This window comes from Corallococcus sp. RDP092CA, assembly GCF_041903675.1.
Classification (GTDB): Bacteria; Myxococcota; Myxococcia; order Myxococcales; family Myxococcaceae; genus Corallococcus.
Genome location: NZ_JAYESI010000007.1, coordinates 1 through 16,832, shown reverse-complemented (window position 1 = coordinate 16,832; position 16,832 = coordinate 1). Strand labels below are relative to the sequence as shown.

17 protein-coding genes and 1 pseudogene are annotated in these 16,832 nt (G+C 71.0%); 15 read left to right on the top strand and 3 right to left on the bottom strand.

The genetic code is table 11. The features are described 5' to 3' along the window. Positions 1 to 2: 2 nt before the first annotated feature. The 3 genes from U8525_RS10275 to U8525_RS10265 are packed head-to-tail and all read right to left on the bottom strand — an operon-like array spanning position 3 to position 2,888. Positions 3 to 845, bottom strand: coding sequence for a hypothetical protein (locus U8525_RS10275; RefSeq protein ID WP_374264263.1), 843 nt, complete (start codon positions 843 to 845; stop codon positions 3 to 5). After that, complete coding sequence (locus U8525_RS10270; RefSeq protein ID WP_374264261.1) at positions 842 to 2,281, bottom strand: hypothetical protein; 1,440 nt, start codon at positions 2,279 to 2,281, stop codon at positions 842 to 844. Before U8525_RS10270 ends, U8525_RS10275 begins: the two co-directional genes overlap by 4 nt. Before the next feature lie 46 nt (positions 2,282 to 2,327). Then, positions 2,328 to 2,888 (bottom strand): hypothetical protein, encoded by a 561-nt coding sequence (locus tag U8525_RS10265; protein ID WP_374264259.1) that lies wholly within the window; start codon positions 2,886 to 2,888, stop codon positions 2,328 to 2,330. Between the two features lie 236 nt (positions 2,889 to 3,124). Between U8525_RS10265 and U8525_RS10260 the strand changes: the two genes are divergently transcribed. From U8525_RS10260 to U8525_RS10190, 15 genes and pseudogenes are all read left to right on the top strand, one after another. After that, positions 3,125 to 3,940, top strand: coding sequence for an MlaE family ABC transporter permease (locus tag U8525_RS10260; protein WP_374264257.1), 816 nt, complete (start codon positions 3,125 to 3,127; stop codon positions 3,938 to 3,940). Between the two features lie 50 nt (positions 3,941 to 3,990). Beyond that, positions 3,991 to 4,728 (top strand): ABC transporter ATP-binding protein, encoded by a 738-nt coding sequence (locus tag U8525_RS10255; protein WP_374264653.1) that lies wholly within the window; start codon positions 3,991 to 3,993, stop codon positions 4,726 to 4,728. A gap of 118 nt (positions 4,729 to 4,846) precedes the next feature. Further along, positions 4,847 to 6,376, top strand: coding sequence for an MlaD family protein (locus U8525_RS10250; RefSeq protein WP_374264255.1), 1,530 nt, complete (start codon positions 4,847 to 4,849; stop codon positions 6,374 to 6,376). 124 nt (positions 6,377 to 6,500) lie between these two features. Continuing rightward, positions 6,501 to 7,430 (top strand): PfkB family carbohydrate kinase, encoded by a 930-nt coding sequence (locus U8525_RS10245; protein ID WP_374264253.1) that lies wholly within the window; start codon positions 6,501 to 6,503, stop codon positions 7,428 to 7,430. 158 nt (positions 7,431 to 7,588) lie between these two features. After that, entirely contained in the window at positions 7,589 to 7,927 is a 339-nt protein-coding gene (locus U8525_RS10240) for a TIGR02266 family protein (RefSeq protein ID WP_374264251.1), read from the top strand. A gap of 7 nt (positions 7,928 to 7,934) precedes the next feature. After that, complete coding sequence (locus U8525_RS10235; RefSeq protein ID WP_014397091.1) at positions 7,935 to 8,666, top strand: metallophosphoesterase; 732 nt, start codon at positions 7,935 to 7,937, stop codon at positions 8,664 to 8,666. A 101-nt stretch (positions 8,667 to 8,767) separates the two neighbouring features. After that, entirely contained in the window at positions 8,768 to 9,442 is a 675-nt protein-coding gene (locus tag U8525_RS10230) for a hypothetical protein (RefSeq protein WP_374264249.1), read from the top strand. A 29-nt stretch (positions 9,443 to 9,471) separates the two neighbouring features. Further along, on the top strand, positions 9,472 to 10,314 hold the full coding sequence (asd, locus tag U8525_RS10225) for an archaetidylserine decarboxylase (protein WP_374264247.1): 843 nt from the start codon (positions 9,472 to 9,474) through the stop codon (positions 10,312 to 10,314). 26 nt (positions 10,315 to 10,340) lie between these two features. Continuing rightward, complete coding sequence (gene hisS / locus U8525_RS10220; protein WP_374264651.1) at positions 10,341 to 11,597, top strand: histidine--tRNA ligase; 1,257 nt, start codon at positions 10,341 to 10,343, stop codon at positions 11,595 to 11,597. 172 nt (positions 11,598 to 11,769) lie between these two features. Next, a complete protein-coding gene (locus U8525_RS10215; protein ID WP_374264245.1) occupies positions 11,770 to 12,180 on the top strand; it encodes a S24/S26 family peptidase in 411 nt (136 codons plus the stop codon). Further along, on the top strand, positions 12,177 to 12,491 hold the full coding sequence (locus U8525_RS10210) for a PqqD family protein (RefSeq protein ID WP_374264243.1): 315 nt from the start codon (positions 12,177 to 12,179) through the stop codon (positions 12,489 to 12,491). Before U8525_RS10215 ends, U8525_RS10210 begins: the two co-directional genes overlap by 4 nt. Next, entirely contained in the window at positions 12,488 to 13,078 is a 591-nt protein-coding gene (locus tag U8525_RS10205) for a hypothetical protein (protein ID WP_374264241.1), read from the top strand. The genes U8525_RS10210 and U8525_RS10205 overlap by 4 nt, the downstream gene beginning before the upstream one ends. Positions 13,079 to 13,091: 13 nt before the next feature. Further along, positions 13,092 to 16,121 (top strand): dehydrogenase, encoded by a 3,030-nt coding sequence (locus U8525_RS10200; RefSeq protein WP_374264239.1) that lies wholly within the window; start codon positions 13,092 to 13,094, stop codon positions 16,119 to 16,121. A gap of 12 nt (positions 16,122 to 16,133) precedes the next feature. Further along, a complete protein-coding gene (locus U8525_RS10195; protein ID WP_374264237.1) occupies positions 16,134 to 16,298 on the top strand; it encodes a hypothetical protein in 165 nt (54 codons plus the stop codon). A gap of 35 nt (positions 16,299 to 16,333) precedes the next feature. Further along, a pseudogene (locus U8525_RS10190) lies at positions 16,334 to 16,832 on the top strand (hypothetical protein); the annotation flags it as partial.

Genomic DNA, 16,832 nt, shown 5'->3' with positions numbered 1-16,832 from the left:
CGCTACTTGTACGGCTCCAGGCGGAACGTGTTGGACTCGCCGGTCGCGCCGAAGCTGTCCATGGCGGACAGGCTCACGTTCCCCGCGGGCGCGTCCATGACGATGGTCGCGTTGCACACGCCGCTGGCGCACGGGCCGATCTTGGTGGGCGTCACAGTGCCGCGCGACGCGTACAGCTCCACCGAGCCCTGGAAGTGCCCGGCCCGGGGGCCCTGCGCCCGCACCGTGATGGCGAAGGCCGTCCGGCTCATGCGCGTGCCCTCGATGGTGTCGAAGCTGAAGGCCGTGATGTCGCCCTCGCGCATCGGCGTGTCCGGCCCGGGGCCCGCGTCCACCACCACGCCGCCGTCCGAGGTGTCGACCCCGCCGTCGAAGTCCGACTCGAGGGGCCCCGCGTCGGTCAGGATGAGCACGCCCCCGTCCTCGGTGACGGGGGGCTCGACGACCTCCTGCCCCGGAGGCCGCAGGGTGAGGGCCCCTTCGGCCACGGCCTCGCGCCCGTCGTCGAGTTGCAGCAGCACCGCGTGCGGGCCCACGCCCAGGCCCCGGGGCACCGTCGCGATGGCGACGCCCGCCGGGTCGAAGCGCGTCACCTTCGCTTCCTTATCATCCACCCAGACGCGGCCCGGCCCCATGCGCGCGTCCACCTTCTCCGCGCCGTAGTCCACGGCCACGCTGTAGCGCGCGTCGAAGCGCACCGTGATGTCCTTGTCCTTCGCGTTCACCGGCAGCGTCGCGGGCTCCACGCCGATGATGCTGGGCGGCGGCAGCGCCCCAGGGTCGCCCGTGCAGGCCCACGCCAGCACCGTCATCCCCGCGACGCCCACCCGGCCCGCGCGCATCACGGAGCGAACCTCAGCCCCGCGGACACGGCCACGCCGCCCATCTGGGCGCGCAGCAGGGGCGTCTCCACGGGCGCCAGCGCCGCGCGCACCTCGGTGAAGAGGCTCCAGCGACCAAAGCCATACGCCCCCTGCGCGGCCAGGAATCCCATGGCGCGCACTCTGCGCTCATCCACGACGTCAGGAAAGCCGGCCCCGGTCTCGACCGGCGCCGTTGTCAGGCGATGGCTCAATGCCAGCACGCCGCCGCCTGCACGGCCGTCCAGCTCGAAGGAGCCCCATTGGAAAAGGGTGACCCGCGCGGACAAAAGGAGGGGAATGCCCCACACGCGCGAGCGCACGTCCACGGTGTCCTGACGTCCCTCCAGGCTCGCGTGACGCAGGCCCACCTCCGCCTCCGCCGCCACGCGCCAGCGCCACACCGGCAGCGGCTGGGACACGCCCAGCCCCAGCAGCGGCCCGCCATTGGCGCCGCTCGCGAACGCCGCGCCGCCCAGGAGGAACAGCGACGTCCGTCCCGCCATCGCGCGCGCGGGCTCGGCCGGGGGTTGCGGGGCAGGGGAGGCTGGCGCGGTGACCGTCTCCGGATCCGGGGGCTTCGCGGGGGCGGGCTTCACCGCGACGTGGAGCCGCGCCGCGTCCTCGCTGGGCGCCTCACGCCACCCCACGGCGACGGACACGCCCGTCGCGTGCTCCTCCGGCTGGATCACGTAGCGCGCGGTCTCCGGCGCGGACGGTCTCCGCTCGGCGGCGGGCGCCACCGGCTTCACGGTGGCGCCCGCGGCTTCCACGGTCAGCTCCGAGGCGGAGATCCGCTCCTCGTCACCGGCGATGATCAGCCAGCCACCGCCCTCCACGGGCAGCGGATCCGGCGTGAGCACGGCGACGAGCGGGCGCGTCGCGGGCACCTCCAGCGGCGCGCGGCGATCCGTGGTGAGCGCCCCGCGGGTCGCGAGCACGCGCGCCTCCGTCGTGTCCGGCGGCACCTCCACGGGCACCTGCGCCCGGCCGTGCCCATCCGCCTTCACCGGACCGAAGCGCCCGTCGCCCACCGCGACCACCACGTCCGCGCCCGGCGCCGTGGACACCTCCAGCGTGGTGCGCCCGAACAGCGGCAGCCGCACGGTGGTGACCTCCGGCGCGCGGCCATCCTCCACCCAGAACGCGAGCACCGCCCACAGCGGGTAGCGCACCGGCGGGGGCGTCCAGAGGAAGACGCGCTCGGCGCCGCCCTCCAGCCGCGCTTGCGCCCAGGTGCCGGAGGAGGCCGCCGCGCGCACGGCGCCGGTGCCCCTGGGCACCCGCACCCGCACCTCCACGGCCACGTCCTGCCCGAGCACCACGCGCCCGGGCGTCGCCTCCACCTCCGGCGGTTCCGCCCTCGCCACGGCGGCACCCAGCAGCAGGAGGCAGAGAGCGAGGTGGAGCGGCGGACGCATACGGGACACCCAGGTGTGTCAGTTGACCGCCGCTCCAGCCTCCGGGTCAATCCCCGGAAGGCAGGGAAGTCTCAGCGACCGCGTCCGCGGACGGCTCGGCCATGGGCTTGTCCGCGGGTCCGGAGTGCTTGTTCGTCGGCGGACTGAAGACGGGCTTCTCCACCGGGGGACCGCCCCGGCCGTGCACCAGCGTCTTGGTGTCCGAGCGGAAGGTGAGATCCACCTTGTCGCCGCGCACCGCCGTCACCAGGCCGACGCCGAACGTCGGGTGGTGGAGCACCTGGTCGACCTTGTAGGTGTCCTTCGGGCTGTACTTGGGCGCGCTCGCGATGTCCTTGCCCGCGAGCTGCTCGTCGAAGGAGATGACCACCTTCTCCGCGCGGGGCGTGCCGCTGGACGTGGCCGCGCGGGGCGCGCGGGTCGTGGAGGCCTTCGTGGGGCGGTCCGTGACGCCCGCGACGCCTCGGAACGCGTGGTCCCCGCCGCAGGTGTTGCAGCGGACGCGCACGATCTTGGGACCGACCATCGCGAGGATGGTGTGCGCCAGATTCATCTTGCAGCGGGTGCACTGGGCATCCACCTCGCCGCCGACCTTCGGAGTAGCCATGCTGTCGTGTCGCTCTGGCCCGGCAACTCCCCCGCAGGGGCGCGCCGGGCGTGGAAGTAAAGAGGGTCGCGGAACATAACGGCCGACCCCAGGCGGAGGAAGTCCCATCGCATCGCACCCTCACGCCGCGTGGGCGCCCCCCGGCCAGCCAACCGATGGAGGTGGGGGTGGGATGGGGCCGCGCTCAGTTCCCTTGTGCCGCCGTCCGGAGCACGTAGAGTCGCCCGCCTGAGCGCATGACGACCGAGACCCCCAGCAAACCCAACCGGTTCACCGCCGCCTTCGTCCAGTCGGTGGAGGGACTGGGCAAGGGCCTCATCGACGTCGTCAGCAGCCTGGGCGGCGTGGTCGCCCTGGGGCTGGACGTCTTCCGCTGGAGCGTGCGGCGCCCGTTCCGGCTGCACAACCTCTTCACCCAGCTGGACTTCGTGGGCGTGGGCTCCATCTTCATCGTGGGGCTCACCGGCACCTTCACCGGCATGGTGTTCGCCCTCCAGACCTCCACCGCGTTCGCCCTGTTCGACGCGGAGAGCCTGGTGGGCCCCACCGTCGCGCTGACGCTCACCCGCGAGCTGGCCTCCGTGTTCGCCGCGCTGATGGTCACCATGCGCGCGGGCTCCGCCATGTGCACGGAGCTGGGCACCATGCGCGTCACCGAGCAGGTGGACGCGCTGGAGACCATGGCCGTCAACCCGGTGCAGTACCTGCTGGTGCCCCGGGTGCTCGCGGGCCTGTTCATGGTCCCCGCGCTCACCATGCTCTTCAACACCACGGGCATGGCGGGCGCCTACGTCGTCGCCGTCTTCGGCCTGGGCATCTCCCCCGGCACCTTCCTGTCACGCACGCAGCAGTGGCTGGCCCCGGCCGACGTCTACGAGGGCCTCCTCAAGGGCGCCATCTTCGGCCTCACCGTGGCCCTCATCTGTTGTTACAAGGGCTACAACGCGTCCGGCGGCGCCAAGGGCGTGGGCCAGGCCACCACGGAGGCCATGGTGTCCAGCGCGCTGTCCATCTTCATCCTCGACTTCATCGTCGGCATGTTGATGCACTGATGGGCCCGCCGACCCCGACATCGCCCGCGGCCCCCGGCTCCGAGCGGGCGATGATCGACATCGTCGACCTGCACAAGACGTTCTCGGGGAACAAGGTCCTCACCGGCATCAACCTCACCGTGCCCGCGGGCAGCACCTGCGTCATCCTGGGCGGCTCCGGCTCCGGCAAGACGGTGCTGATGAAGCACATGATCGGCCTGCTCAAGCCGGACAGCGGCCAGGTCATCGTCGACGGGCAGGACATCGTCCCCATGAGCGTGGAGGCCCTCCAGCAGGTGCGCCGCAGCTTCGGCATGGTGTTCCAGGCCGCCGCGCTCTTCGACTCCATGACGGTGTTCGAGAACGTCGCCTTCCCGCTGCGCCAGCACACCCGGCTGTCCGAGGACGAGATCCGCGCCCAGGTGCGCAAGCGCCTGGACCTCATGGGGCTCAAGCGCTCGGTGGAGGACCGCTTCCCCGCGGACCTGTCCGGCGGCATGCGCAAGCGCGTGGGCCTGGCGCGCGCCGTGGTGCTCGACCCCAAGGTCGTCCTCTACGACGAGCCCACCACCGGCCTGGACCCCATCACCACGGACTCCGTGGACGACATGATCCTCACCGCGCAGAAGGAGCTGGGCGTCACCAGCGTGGTCATCAGCCACGACATCGCGTCCGCCTTCAACGTGGCCAACCAGATCGCCTTCCTGTCCAAGGGCCTCATCGTGGAGCACGGCCCGCCGGAGCAACTGCGCGAGTCCCAGCACCCGGCCGTCCAGGTCTTCCTCCAGACCTGGTTCGGCAAGAACTGAGCCCCCCGTGTGGGGAAGCCGGCCCCCCAGGATTTCAGCCCTGCATGAAAAGCTGGCACCCGTCATGCAAATCGTTAGAGTCGCGCGCGGCCGGTGGTAGCGCTCGGAGTCACATCAGGTGAAGAAGCTCGTCACGCCCTTCCGTGTTGGCCTGCTGGTCCTCGCCGCCGGGGCATTCCTCATCACGTTCGTGCTGTTCGCCAAGAAGGGCGGGCTGAGCGACCGTGACTCCACCCAGGTGTGGGCCTACTTCCGGGACGCGTCCGGCCTGGCGGTGCGCGGCCGGGTGCAGATCGCCGGCATCCCCGTGGGGGAGATCAGCGACATCAGCCTGGAGGGCACGCGCGCGAAGGTCTGGCTGAAGATCCGCAAGGGCGTGGATCTGCGCCAGGACGCCGCGGTGACCAAGCGCTCGGAGTCGCTCCTGGGCGACTACCTGCTGGACCTGAACCCCGGCACGGAGCAGGCGCCGGAGCTGGAGAACGGCGGGCAGATCCGCCGCGTCATCGACACGCAGGGCGTGGAGGCCGTCTTCGAGTCCCTGTCGCAGATCACCTCCGACATCCAGCAGGTGACGGGCGCGCTGCGCGAGGTGCTGGGCGGCGAGAAGGGCGCGGGCAGCCTGGAGCGCATCGTGGAGAACCTGGTCCGCCTGTCGGACTCGGTAGACGCCACGGTGCGCCGCAACACGGATCGCCTGGACACCATCATGGCGAACGTGGAGGGCGTGTCCGCGGACGTGCGCGCCATCACCCAGGGCAACGGCGCGGAGGTGACGCGCATCGTCACCAACGTGGAGATGATCACCCAGGACGTTCGCCAGGTGCTGGGCACCGTGAAGAACATCGTGGGCAGCGGGGAAGGGGAGTTCAAGGAGAGCGTCTCCAGCCTCAAGCAGACCCTGGGCCGGCTGGACAGCACGCTCGCCAACCTGGAGGAGATCACCCGCAAGGTGAAGGACGGCGAGGGCGCCGCGGGCGCGCTGCTCACCGACGAGCAGCTGGGCCAGCGCCTCAGCGAGGCCGTCACCGACGTGAGCGAGTTCGCCACCCGCCTGAGCACCCTCCAGACGGAGGTGGGCCTGTTCAGCAGCTACCTGGTGTCGCAGGGCGCGTCGAAGAACGGCCTGACGCTGCGGCTCATCCCCAAGCCGGACAAGTACTACCTGCTGGAGATCATCGACGACCCCCGCGGCTCCGTCAGCACGCAGGTGGTGCAGACGAACCCACCGTCCGAGGGCGACCCGGTCATCCAGACGCAGAAGGTCACCAAGGAGTCCTTCAAGGTCAGCCTCCAGTTCGCCAAGCGCTACTACTTCACCACCCTGCGCGTGGGCCTCATCGAGTCCACCGGCGGCGTGGGCGCGGACCTGCACCTCTTCGACGACGCGCTCACCCTGAAGATGGACGCGTTCAACTTCACGGCGGACGAGCTGCGCTACCCGCGCCTGCGCGCCACGCTGCGCGCCCAGGCGTTCGACCACCTGTTCGTCATGGCGGGCATGGACGACATCCTCAACGCCCAGCAGCGCGACACGGCCACCCGGCGCCTCATCGCCGGCCGCGACTTCTTCTTCGGCGCGGGCCTGTTCTTCACCGACGACGACCTGAAGTCGCTCATCACCACCACCGGCATCCCGACCTTCTAGACCGTTGTCCCCTTGACGTTGCCGGGAAGGTGTCGTACCCGGCACGGGCACGGGGTTTCCCCTGGAATGCGCCGTGCCCTGACGCCCGCCGTTGGCGCCGGGTCACCCCCAGGAAGAAGCCTCCATGTCTCTTCTCGTCGTCGGTTCAATCGCGCTGGACTCGCTGGAAACGCCCTTCGGCAAGAAGGAGGACGTGCTGGGTGGCTCGGCCACCTACTTCTCCACGTCCGCGTCCTTCTTCAGCCCCGTGCAGCTGGTGGCGGTGGTGGGCGAGGACTTCCCGGAGGCGCACCTGCAGTTCCTGCGCGGGCGGGGCATCGACCTGGAGGGGCTCACCCGCGAGGCCGGCCGCACCTTCCGCTGGAAGGGCAAGTACGGCTGGGAGCTCAACGAGGCGCAGACGCTGGACACCCAGCTCAACGTCTTCGAGTCCTTCTCGCCGAACCTGCCGGCCGCCTACCGCGAGACGCCCTACGTCTTCCTGGGCAACATCCACCCGGAGCTCCAGTCGCGCGTGCTGGATCAGGTGAAGTCGCCCCGGCTGGTGGCCGCGGACACGATGAACTTCTGGATCCAGGGCAGCCGCCCCGCGCTGCTCAAGACGCTCCAGCGCGTGAACCTGCTCTTCATCAACGACGCGGAGGCGCGCCAGCTGTCCGGCGAGCACAACGTGGTGAAGGCCGCCCGCGCCATCCTCGCCATGGGGCCCACGCGCGTGGTCATCAAGCGCGGCGAGCACGGCGCGCTCCTCTTCGACCAGGACCACATCTTCGCCTGTCCGGCCTTCCCCCTGTCGGAGGTCTTCGACCCCACCGGCGCGGGTGACACCTTCGCCGGCGGCTTCATGGGCACCCTGGCCAGCTCCGGCGCCGGCAAGGTGGATCAGCAGGTGCTGCGCAAGGCCATGGTCATGGGCAGCGTGATGGCCTCCTTCACCGTGGAGAAGTTCAGCCTGGAGCGCCTGCGCGAGGTGCAGCGCCCGGAGATCCACGCCCGCTTCGCCGAGTTCAAGAAGCTCACCCACTTCGACGACCTGGGCCCGCTGGGCGGGTAGGGGAGCGTCGCCGGGGCGGAGGGCCCGGTGTGGAACTTGACGGGCCTTGCCCACCCTCCCTAGGCTCGGTCGGACGCAGTGGATGAATAAATCCGGTGCGGACGTCCTTTTTCAGCGCCGACGTGGCCGGGAAGGTGCCACGCCGGGAGGTCCCCGGGTTGAGCGAGAACCGAAAGCACGCGCGGGTCGGCACCCTCCTGCGCTGCTGGTGCGAGGGTGAGAACGTGACCCTGTATGCACGCATCGCCAACCTGAGCGAGGGCGGCCTCTTCGTGAGGACGAGCACCCCGCTGGCGGCGGGGACGCGGACGCAGGTGCGGCTCACCCAGCAGGCGACGGACACGCAGTTGCAGGCCCAAGCCACGGTCGTCTGGCTGCGGCAGGACGAGCAGCCCTCCGGCCACCCTCCTGGCATGGGCCTGAGATTCGAAGCGTTGGACGCGGACGCGTTGACGAGTCTGCGGCGCATCATCTCCCAGCAGCAGACCCACCCATAGGGTTCCCATGCGCATCGCCGTCATCTCCGACATCCACTCCAACATCGAGGCCCTCACGGAGGTGCTGAGGGTGGCGGAGCACCAGAAGGTGGACCGCTTCGTGTCGCTGGGGGACATCGTCGGGTACGGGGCGTCCCCCAACCCGTGCTGCGAGCTGGTGCGCTCGGTGGCGGAGATCACGCTCCTGGGCAACCACGACGCGGCGGTGGCGGGGCGGATGGACTACTCGTACTACTACGACGCCGCCCGGCACGCGCTCGACTGGAGCGCCAACGTCATCTCCGACGAGAACCTGGCCTGGCTGCGCAGCCTCCCGTACACGTACCGCATCGGGGAGGTGGGCTTCTGCCACGGGTCTCCCATCGACCCGAAGGCCTACGAGTACATCTTCGCGCTGGAGCAGGCGCGGGAGCTGACGCCGTACGTGGCGGAGCTGCCGGAGGTGACGTTCATCGGCCACAGCCACCTGTGCCGCGCGTTCGCCATCGGCAACGGCGAGGTGAACGACGTGGTGGCCCAGAAGTTCGTGCTGCGCAAGGGCTACAAGTACATCGTGTCCGTGGGGAGCGTGGGCCAGCCGCGCGACTACGACAACCGGGCCTGCTTCGTCATCTGCGACACGGACGCGCGCACGGTGGAGTACCTGCGCGTGGAGTACGACATCGAGACCTCCGCGCAGAAGATCTTCGACGCGGACCTGGCGCTCAACTTCGGCAAGCGGCTGTTCCTAGGCGTGTAGGCGGGAAGGCGCGGCCCGTGCGGAAAAGGGGCGCGGCCGGACGGAAGGTGGCATAAACCGGGGCCGTGCGTCCCCAGGTCCTCCGTCCGAAGCGGCCCTTCATGGGCCTTGGTCTCGCAGCCTTCCTCGTCGTCGCCGGGTGCAGCCGTTCGCCCGCGCCGCCCTCGCCTGAGTTCGAGCAGGCCAGCCGCCGGTGGACGGTGCTGTACGCCCAGAAGCTGGACGAGGCGTACCTGGACCCCTCCATCGGAGAGATCGAGGCGCAGCTCCAGCGCGTGCCCGCGGACAGCGTGGACTCGGCCGCGTCCCAGTCCCTGCTCCAGCGCATCCAGGAGGGCCGCGCGCGGATGCAGGCGGAGCAGGAGGAGCAGCGCCGCGCCGTGGCCCAGGCCCGGACGCTGCCCAACGTGGACCCCTCGCAGACGAACATCCCCCGCCCGCCGGAGCCCCCGGCGGAGGAGCCGGCGGACGCCGGACCCGGGGACGCCGGGGTGATCGCCGGGCCCCAGATGGGCACCCCGGCCGCCGAGCTGGTGGCGGGCTTCGAGGGGTGCTTCACCCGCGCCACGCCGGTCACGGTGGAGGGGCGGGGGATGCGGGATGCCTGGCAGCTGAGCGACCGGGCCTCCTGCCAGCTGGGCTACCCCAGCCACCGGGACACCGTCCTGGTGATTGAAGACGGCCGTGTGCTGGCGCTGTTACCCAAGAGCGCCATGCGGACCGTGCGCCGTTATCAGGACGGCGGCACGGTGCCCGCGGACGATGGCGGGCGTTGAACCCTCTCTTTCAGAGCTGACGACCTTCGATGAACGAACAGACCTTCATGAAGTTGATGCGCGTGCTGCCCAAGTCGGCGGTGTCCTCCGCGGTGGGCCTGGCCACGCGCCTGCCCGCGCCCGCGCCGGTGCACCACTGGGCCATGCGCGCCTTCGCCAGGGCGTACAACGTGGACATGGAGGAGGCGGAGCATTCCTTCGAGAAGTACCCGACCTTCGCCCAGTTCTTCACCCGTGGGCTGAAGCCGGGCCTGCGGCCCATCGACGCGGGCGAGCAGGTCGTCGTGTCGCCGGTGGACGGCCGCGTGTCCCAGGTGGGCTACGCGGACAACGGCCGCTGCCTGCAGGCGAAGGGCATCGAGTACACGGTGGATGAGCTGCTGGGGGACTCGCAGGCGGCGAAGCCGTTCCACGGCGGCGCCTGGACGACGCTGTACCTGTCCCCGCGCGACTACCACCGCATCCACGCGCCGCTGGGCGGCACCATCACCGGGTACGCGTACATCCCGGGTGAGTTCTGGCCGGTGAACCCCGCGTCGGTGAAGAACAAGCAGTCGCTGTTCTGCGTGAACGAGCGGCTCGTGACGTACCTGGACACCGTGGCCGGCAAGGTGGCGGTGGTGAAGGTGGGCGCCACCTGCGTGTCGCGCATCAAGGCGTCCTACGAGGACATCACCACGCACCAGGGGCAGCCGGGCAAGGTGCACACCTACGGCACGGCCATACCGGTGGAGAAGGGCGGCGAGCTGGGCCGCTTCGAGATGGGCTCCACCGTCATCCTCTGCTTCGAGCCCGGCCGCGTACGCTGGGACGACAGCCTCCAGCCGGAAGCGGTGGTGCGCATGGGCACGCGCATCGGAGTCATCACGTGAGCCAGAAGATCAACGGCGTGAAGGGGATGAACGACCTCCTGCCGGGCGAAATCGAGGTCTGGCAGTTCGTCGAGTCGACCGCGCGCACGCTGTTCGGCCGCTTCGGCTACGGCGAGGTGCGCACGCCGATGGTGGAGGACACCGCCCTCTTCGTGCGCAGCGTGGGCGAGGAGACCGACATCGTCGGCAAGGAGATGTACACCTTCGAGGACAAGGGCGGCCGCAGCCTGTCCCTGCGTCCGGAGGGCACCGCGCCCGCGGCGCGCGCGTACATCGAGCACTCGGTGAACAACCAGGAGCCGGTGACGCGCTGGTTCTACATGGGGCCCATGTTCCGCTACGAGCGGATGAAGACGGGCCGCTACCGCCAGTTCTCCCAGATTGGCGCGGAGGCCTACGGCGCGAAGGAGCCCGCGCAGGACGCGGAGCTGATGGACGTGGTGGTGCAGTTCCTGGAGGCCCTGGGCCTCACGGACGTCACCCTGAACATCAACTCGCTGGGCGACGACAACTGCCGGCCCGCGTACCACGCGAAGCTGGTGGAGTACCTGAAGGCGCACCGGGAAGAGCTGTGCGCGGACTGCCAGCAGCGGCTGGAGCGCAACCCGCTGCGCGTCCTGGACTGCAAGAACGAGAAGTGCCAGGCGGTGGCCGCGGCCGGGCCCAACGTGCTCGAGTTCCTCTGCGAGCCGTGCCGCGCGCACTTCGATGACCTGCAGCGCAAGCTGGGCGTGCTGGGCATCCGCTACGTGGTGAACCACCGGCTGGTGCGCGGCCTGGACTACTACACGCGCACCGTCTTCGAGTTCATCGCCGCGCACCCCGCGCTCGGCACCGCCAGCACGGTGGGCGGCGGCGGGCGCTACGACAAGATGATGAAGGGCCTGGGCGGGCCGGACGTGCCCGCGGTGGGCTACGCCATGGGCCTGGACCGGCTGGTGCTCCTGCTCAAGGAGAGCGGCAGGTCGTTCACCCAGCGACCGGACCTGTTCATCGCCGTGGCGGACGAGGGCTCGCAGGATGAGGGCCTCAAGCTGGCCAGCCGCCTGCGCCGCGAGGGCCTGAAGGTGGACTTCGACACGCGCGGCGGCAGCCTCAAGAGCCAGATGAAGCGCGCGGACAAGTCCGGCGCCCGCTTCACGCTGGTGCTGGGCGAGCAGGAGCGCACCACCGGTCAGGCGAAGCTCAAGCCCATGGCGGGCGGCGAGCCCGTCCCGGTGGCCCTGGACACCGTCGCCGCCACCGTGCGCGCCCAGCCGGAAGCCCCGGCGCCCGCGCCCTGATCCCACGCGCCCCTCCCGCATGACGCGCCAGGCCGGAGGGGCGCAGGGCGGTTGGTCTTCCCTGAAAATCCCGGAGTGGAGGAGTTGGGCGTCGTAAGTCCTGGGAATCGCTGGGGGATCGAGAGCCGGGGGATTCGCGACGCTTGAGACTTTGGAGTACCTTTTGTCTCCAATGTCGAGCGCCTCCCAGTCCGTGTCCGTGATCGATGGCCTCCGCTGGATCCCCGTGGCCGGGGACAGCATGTGGCCGTCGTTGCGTGCGGGTGACGTGGCGGAGGTGGAGCCGTTGGTGGAGCCGCCGCGTCCGGGTGAGGTGGTGCTGGCGCGCTTCGACTCCTCGCTGGTGCTGCACCGGGTGCGCTGGTGTGACGGGCAGGTCTGCTCGCTGCGCGGGGACAACGGCGGCGCTGAAGACCCGCCGCTGCCGCTGGTGCGGATCCTGGGGCGCGCGCGGCGTGTGCGCCGGGGTGGCGCGCTGCTGGAGATGGACCGCTGGGACGTGGGGCCTCGGCGGCTGGGCCGCTGGCGCGCGACGCTGAAGCGCCGGGTGGCCGCGTGGCTGGGGAGGACGGGCCGCGCATGAGCTTTCCGGCGGACAGCGTGCCCAGGCGGCGAGAGGGGACCTCGGGGGAGGGCTTTGGCGCGGACTTCCTGGTGCTGGACGCGGAGGGGCGCACGCTGCGCGGGCTCAACCCGACGGCGGCGCGCATCTGGGCGCTGTGTGACGGACGGCGCTCGGCCCGGGCGGTGGCGGAGCAGGTGGCTTCCGAGTTCTCGACCGACGTGGGTCCGGTGCTGACCGACACGCTGCGGTTCCTGGAGGAGCTCCAGCGCAAGGGGCTGTTGGACGAAGTGCGCGCGCCGGCCGGTGCCGCGCCTCTGGAGGAGTCATGATGCGGGCGCTCGTGGCCGTGCTGGCGGGGGCGATGGTGCTGTCGGCGTGCTCGGAAGGGGTGTCTCCCCAGCCGCCGCCGTCCGTGAAGCCGGGGCAGGGGACGGGGTCCGGCGCCCCCGTGGATCCGACGGACGTGCTGGCCGGAGGAGGGACCGTGACCCGGCCGCCACCGCCAGCACCCGGCGTGGAAGAGCCTCCGCCCGAGGAGCCGCCTCCGGAAGAGCCTCCGCCCGAGGAGCCGCCTCCGGTGCCGCTGCCGCCTCCGGCCGCGAGCGCGGTGGTGGTGGGCGCGGGCTCGGAGCCCACGCTGCTGTCCGAGGTGCAGCAGGTGGACGTGGACTTCGTGGTGAGCGGCGTGCGGAACAAGGGCCTGGTGGACGTGGAGTTCATCGCGCCGGGTGGGCGCCCGTACGAGAAGCGGAGCGCGACGGTGGCGGCGCGGCCGGAGGAGACGCGCACGCTGCGCTACTCGCTGCCGGTCGCGGGCACGGCCGTGGCCATGTCGCGCATGACGGGCACCTGGCAGGTGCGCTTCTTCCTGGACGGGGCGCAGCTGGCCGCCACGTCCTTCACCCTGGAGCAGTGACGTGAGGCCCGCCATGAATGTCCGCATCCTCGCGCTCCTTGCCACGCTGCTGCCCGCGGTGGCCCTCTCCCAGACCTGGACCGTGCGCCCCATCCCCGCGGCCGACGAGGCCGTCGCGCGCGTGGTGATGGACGACGTGTCCGAGCTCGTCATGGAGGTCACGAACACGACCGCGGCCACGACCGACACCCGCCTGTCGGAGGTGTCCTTCGTCCTCCCGACGGGCTACCAGCTGCTGGGCGGCCAGCCGGCGGAGGAGAACCCGAACTGGAAGATCGAGTACCTCGACTCCACCGTGCGGCGCATCACCTTCCAGTCCACGTTGGGCTGCGTGGATGACGGGCGCGGCCTCGCGCGCAATCAGTCCGCGCGCTTCGTGCTGAGCGTGGTGGGCCCGTCGAACCGCGCCACCGACAACGCCACCGAGCGCCTGGTGTCAGGCACGTATGCCCGCGACCAGTGCGACGGGACGAACTACACCTACAACATCGGCTCCATGACGCCGTGGACCCGCGGCATCCTGGCCGCGAACGTGACGCTGTCGCCCCGGGTGCTGGCGGTCAACGGCGCGACGGTGGCGCGCGTGGTGGTGGAGAACCGCGGCACGGGCTCGGCGGCCGACGTGACCGTGGACGACCCCTCGTCCACCAGCAGCGTGCCCCTCACCACCGAGGACAAGGACCCGAGCAAGACGCTGGCGGTCCAGGCCGCGGGCATCTTCGAGGTCGCGCTGCGACCGACCGCCGCTGGCGCCGTGGCCGCGCGCGTACGGGCGCACACGAGCGACTCGAACGCGCCGCTGGCGGAGTCGCCCGTGGCGGACGTGGGCGACCTGGTGGCGTCGGCGGACATGGACATCGTGGACGCGTTCCCGGGCGACCCGGTGACGCTGCGCCTCACGGTGGCCAACACCTCCACCACGAATACGTACACCCAGGTGCGCCCGCGCGCGCCGGTGTTGCTGGGCAGGGCGACCGCGTCGCTCCTGGCCGGGCCCTCGCCGGAGAGCGTGGCGCAGCTGGCGCCGGGGGCCTCGGCGCAGTTCACCTGGCGCTATCAGGTGTCAGGCGCGCCCGGCGCCCGCTACCAGTTCCAGGCGCAGGTGGACGGGACGCTCAATGGCTCGGCGGTGGAGGGGGACCTCGTCACGGCGCGCAAGGGCCGCATCGTGGAGCACCGCGTGCGGCTGAGCCAGGAGCGGGTGTCCACGGCGGCCACGGGCGTGACGGTGGCGTACACGGTGCAGAACCGGGGCACGCTGCCCATCTATGAAGTGAAGCTGCTCAAGCCCGCGGTGAACTACTTCGCCGTGGCGGCGTCGGGCCCGCAGGCGTTCGGTGACTGGAGCGTCTCCACGGACGCGGCCGGCTACACCTGGGAGTCGGAGTCCGGAATCCCCGTGGGCGGCGAGGCCACCTTCCGCATCACCTATTCGGGCTTCACGGCCGTCACCGCGGACACGGCGTTCCGCCACCGGCTGGAGCTGAACCAGGGCTACAACGATCCGCGCATTCGCGTGGAGGGGACGATGACGCTGCTGCAGGAGACCGCGTCCCCGGACGTGGGGCGCCTCACCGGCGTGGCCCGCGACGGCAGCGTGACGCTCACCTGGGACAACCCCTTCAACCACGGCAGCACGCTGGTTCTCCGCGCCGAGGGCACGACGCCGCCCGACACCGTGCCCACCAGCGGCGTGCGCTACGCCGTGGGGGACGCGCTGGGCAACGCGACGGTGGCCTATGTGGACGAGTTCAGCTCCGCGTCGTCCATGACGGACACGGCGGTCACGAACGGCACGACCTATGTCTACCGCGTGTTCAACGCGGACGACGAGCTGCGGTACGGGCCGGGCAACCAGCCCACGTCGCAGGGCCTGCTCGTCACTCCGCGGGCGCGCGTGACCGGCAACCCGCTGTGGTGCTACTCGGTGGGACTGGAGACGACGCTGCAGCCCGTCACCGAGCTGGGCGTGGGCATCTTCACCTCGTTCAACGACTCCGTGGTGGCCACGCTCACGAACACCGCCAACCCCGCCGAGGACGGCGCGGAGCGCTTCCGGCCGGTGAAGCTGTCGGGAAAGATTGGCACCCGCTTCCCGGTGGTGCCGCTGCTGGGCCGGCCGGGGCAGCAGTGGATCGTCGTGGGCGACATGGCCGGGGTGCCGGCGGTGATCAACTCGGCCACGGGTGAGTTCCTCTGGAGGAACACCACGCTGGGGCTGGGGATCATCAACTCGTTCCCCGTGACGCAGCTGCTCGACTACGCGAACCCGGAGTACCGGACGACGTTCTCGAACGTGGACCTGGCCATCTTCGCCACGCGCAACACGTCCACGCCGAACCAGGTGGTCGCGCTGAACGCGGCCACGGGCGCGCTCATCTGGCGCTACCAGCCCGGGGACCTGGGCATGGTGAGCGGCGGCATGCTGGTGGACTACACGACGAACCGGCTCTACGTGCCGACCAAGTCGGGCGTGAGCACGGACACGCTGCGCGTGCTCAACAGCCTCACGGGCGCGGAGGTGGCGCGGCTGGCGCTGGGCGATCTGGAGTTCGGCGTGGTCCGCAACGCCACGAGCAACCAGATCCTGGTCACCGCCAACGACGGCCGCGTGCACGGCGTGAATCCGGCCACCTACGCCATCGCGTGGACCGTCCAGGTGGAGGGCGCCTCGCAGCGGACCTTCACCCACTTCGCGCGGCCCCAGGGCCAGGGCTTCGTGGTGAGCCGGACGAACGACACCGTGGAGCGCTACGAGGTCGAGGACGAGACCCACGCTCCGAAGCTGAAGTGGACGACGGGCATCGAGAAGCCGTCCGGCACCTTCACCTTCAACGTGAACGGCGTGCCGCGCGTCTATGTGGGCAGCGCGGATGGGAAGGTCCACCAGTTGGAGCTGGAGAACGACGGGTTGGACACCGGGCAGGTGACCGTGGGACCCGCGGGGCAGGTCATCGGCGTGCCGACCATCGATCACACCGTGGGCCGGTTGCATGTCGGTACCGAGGATGGTCGAATCTGCGCCTTCCCGGTGCCCTTCTAGGTGGGCCTTCACGTGAGCCAGCGCTCTTCACAGCCTCCCGCGGGTCCCTCCGTGCCGAAGCCGCCGGCCGCGCCCGCCGTGTACGTGCCTCCCTCCATCCTGTGGGAGCAGCCCTTCGTCGCGTTGGCGCAGCTGTCCATGTGCAGCATCCCCGGCGAATCGGAGTGCATGCCGTGACTGGCGGGGACCCCCTGGCGGGTCCCCGTGACGCCGTGCTCCGGATCACCCTGGCCGGATGGACGGTGTCGCTCGACGTGGAGGACGCGGCGCTCGCCGGCCCGCTCCGACGCGTGTTCGGCGCGCACCTCGCCTCCGACGCCGTGGCTTCCGAGGCCCGGCTGGTGATGCGGAGCCCTCCCGGCCCGCGCGCGCCGCCCGCCGTGCAGGAGCTGCCCCGGCTGGAGCCCGGTGACTCGGGGGCGCTGCGCATCGAGGGCGCCGGGTATTCCGCCGTGCTCTCCCCGGACCGGAGCCGGGCGGACGTCGTCGGAGCCGGGCGGTTGCCGGTGGAGAACGTGGTCAAGGTGATGCTCGCGTCCGCGCTGGCGAAGCGCGGCGGGCTGCTCGTCCACGGGGTGGGGCTGGCGCGCGAGGGGCGGGCCGCGCTGTTCGTGGGGCACTCCGGCGCGGGCAAGAGCACCCTGGGCGGGCTCTGGCGCGAGGCGGGTGGGGCGGTGCTCGCGGATGAGCTGGTGGCGGTGTGGCCCGTGG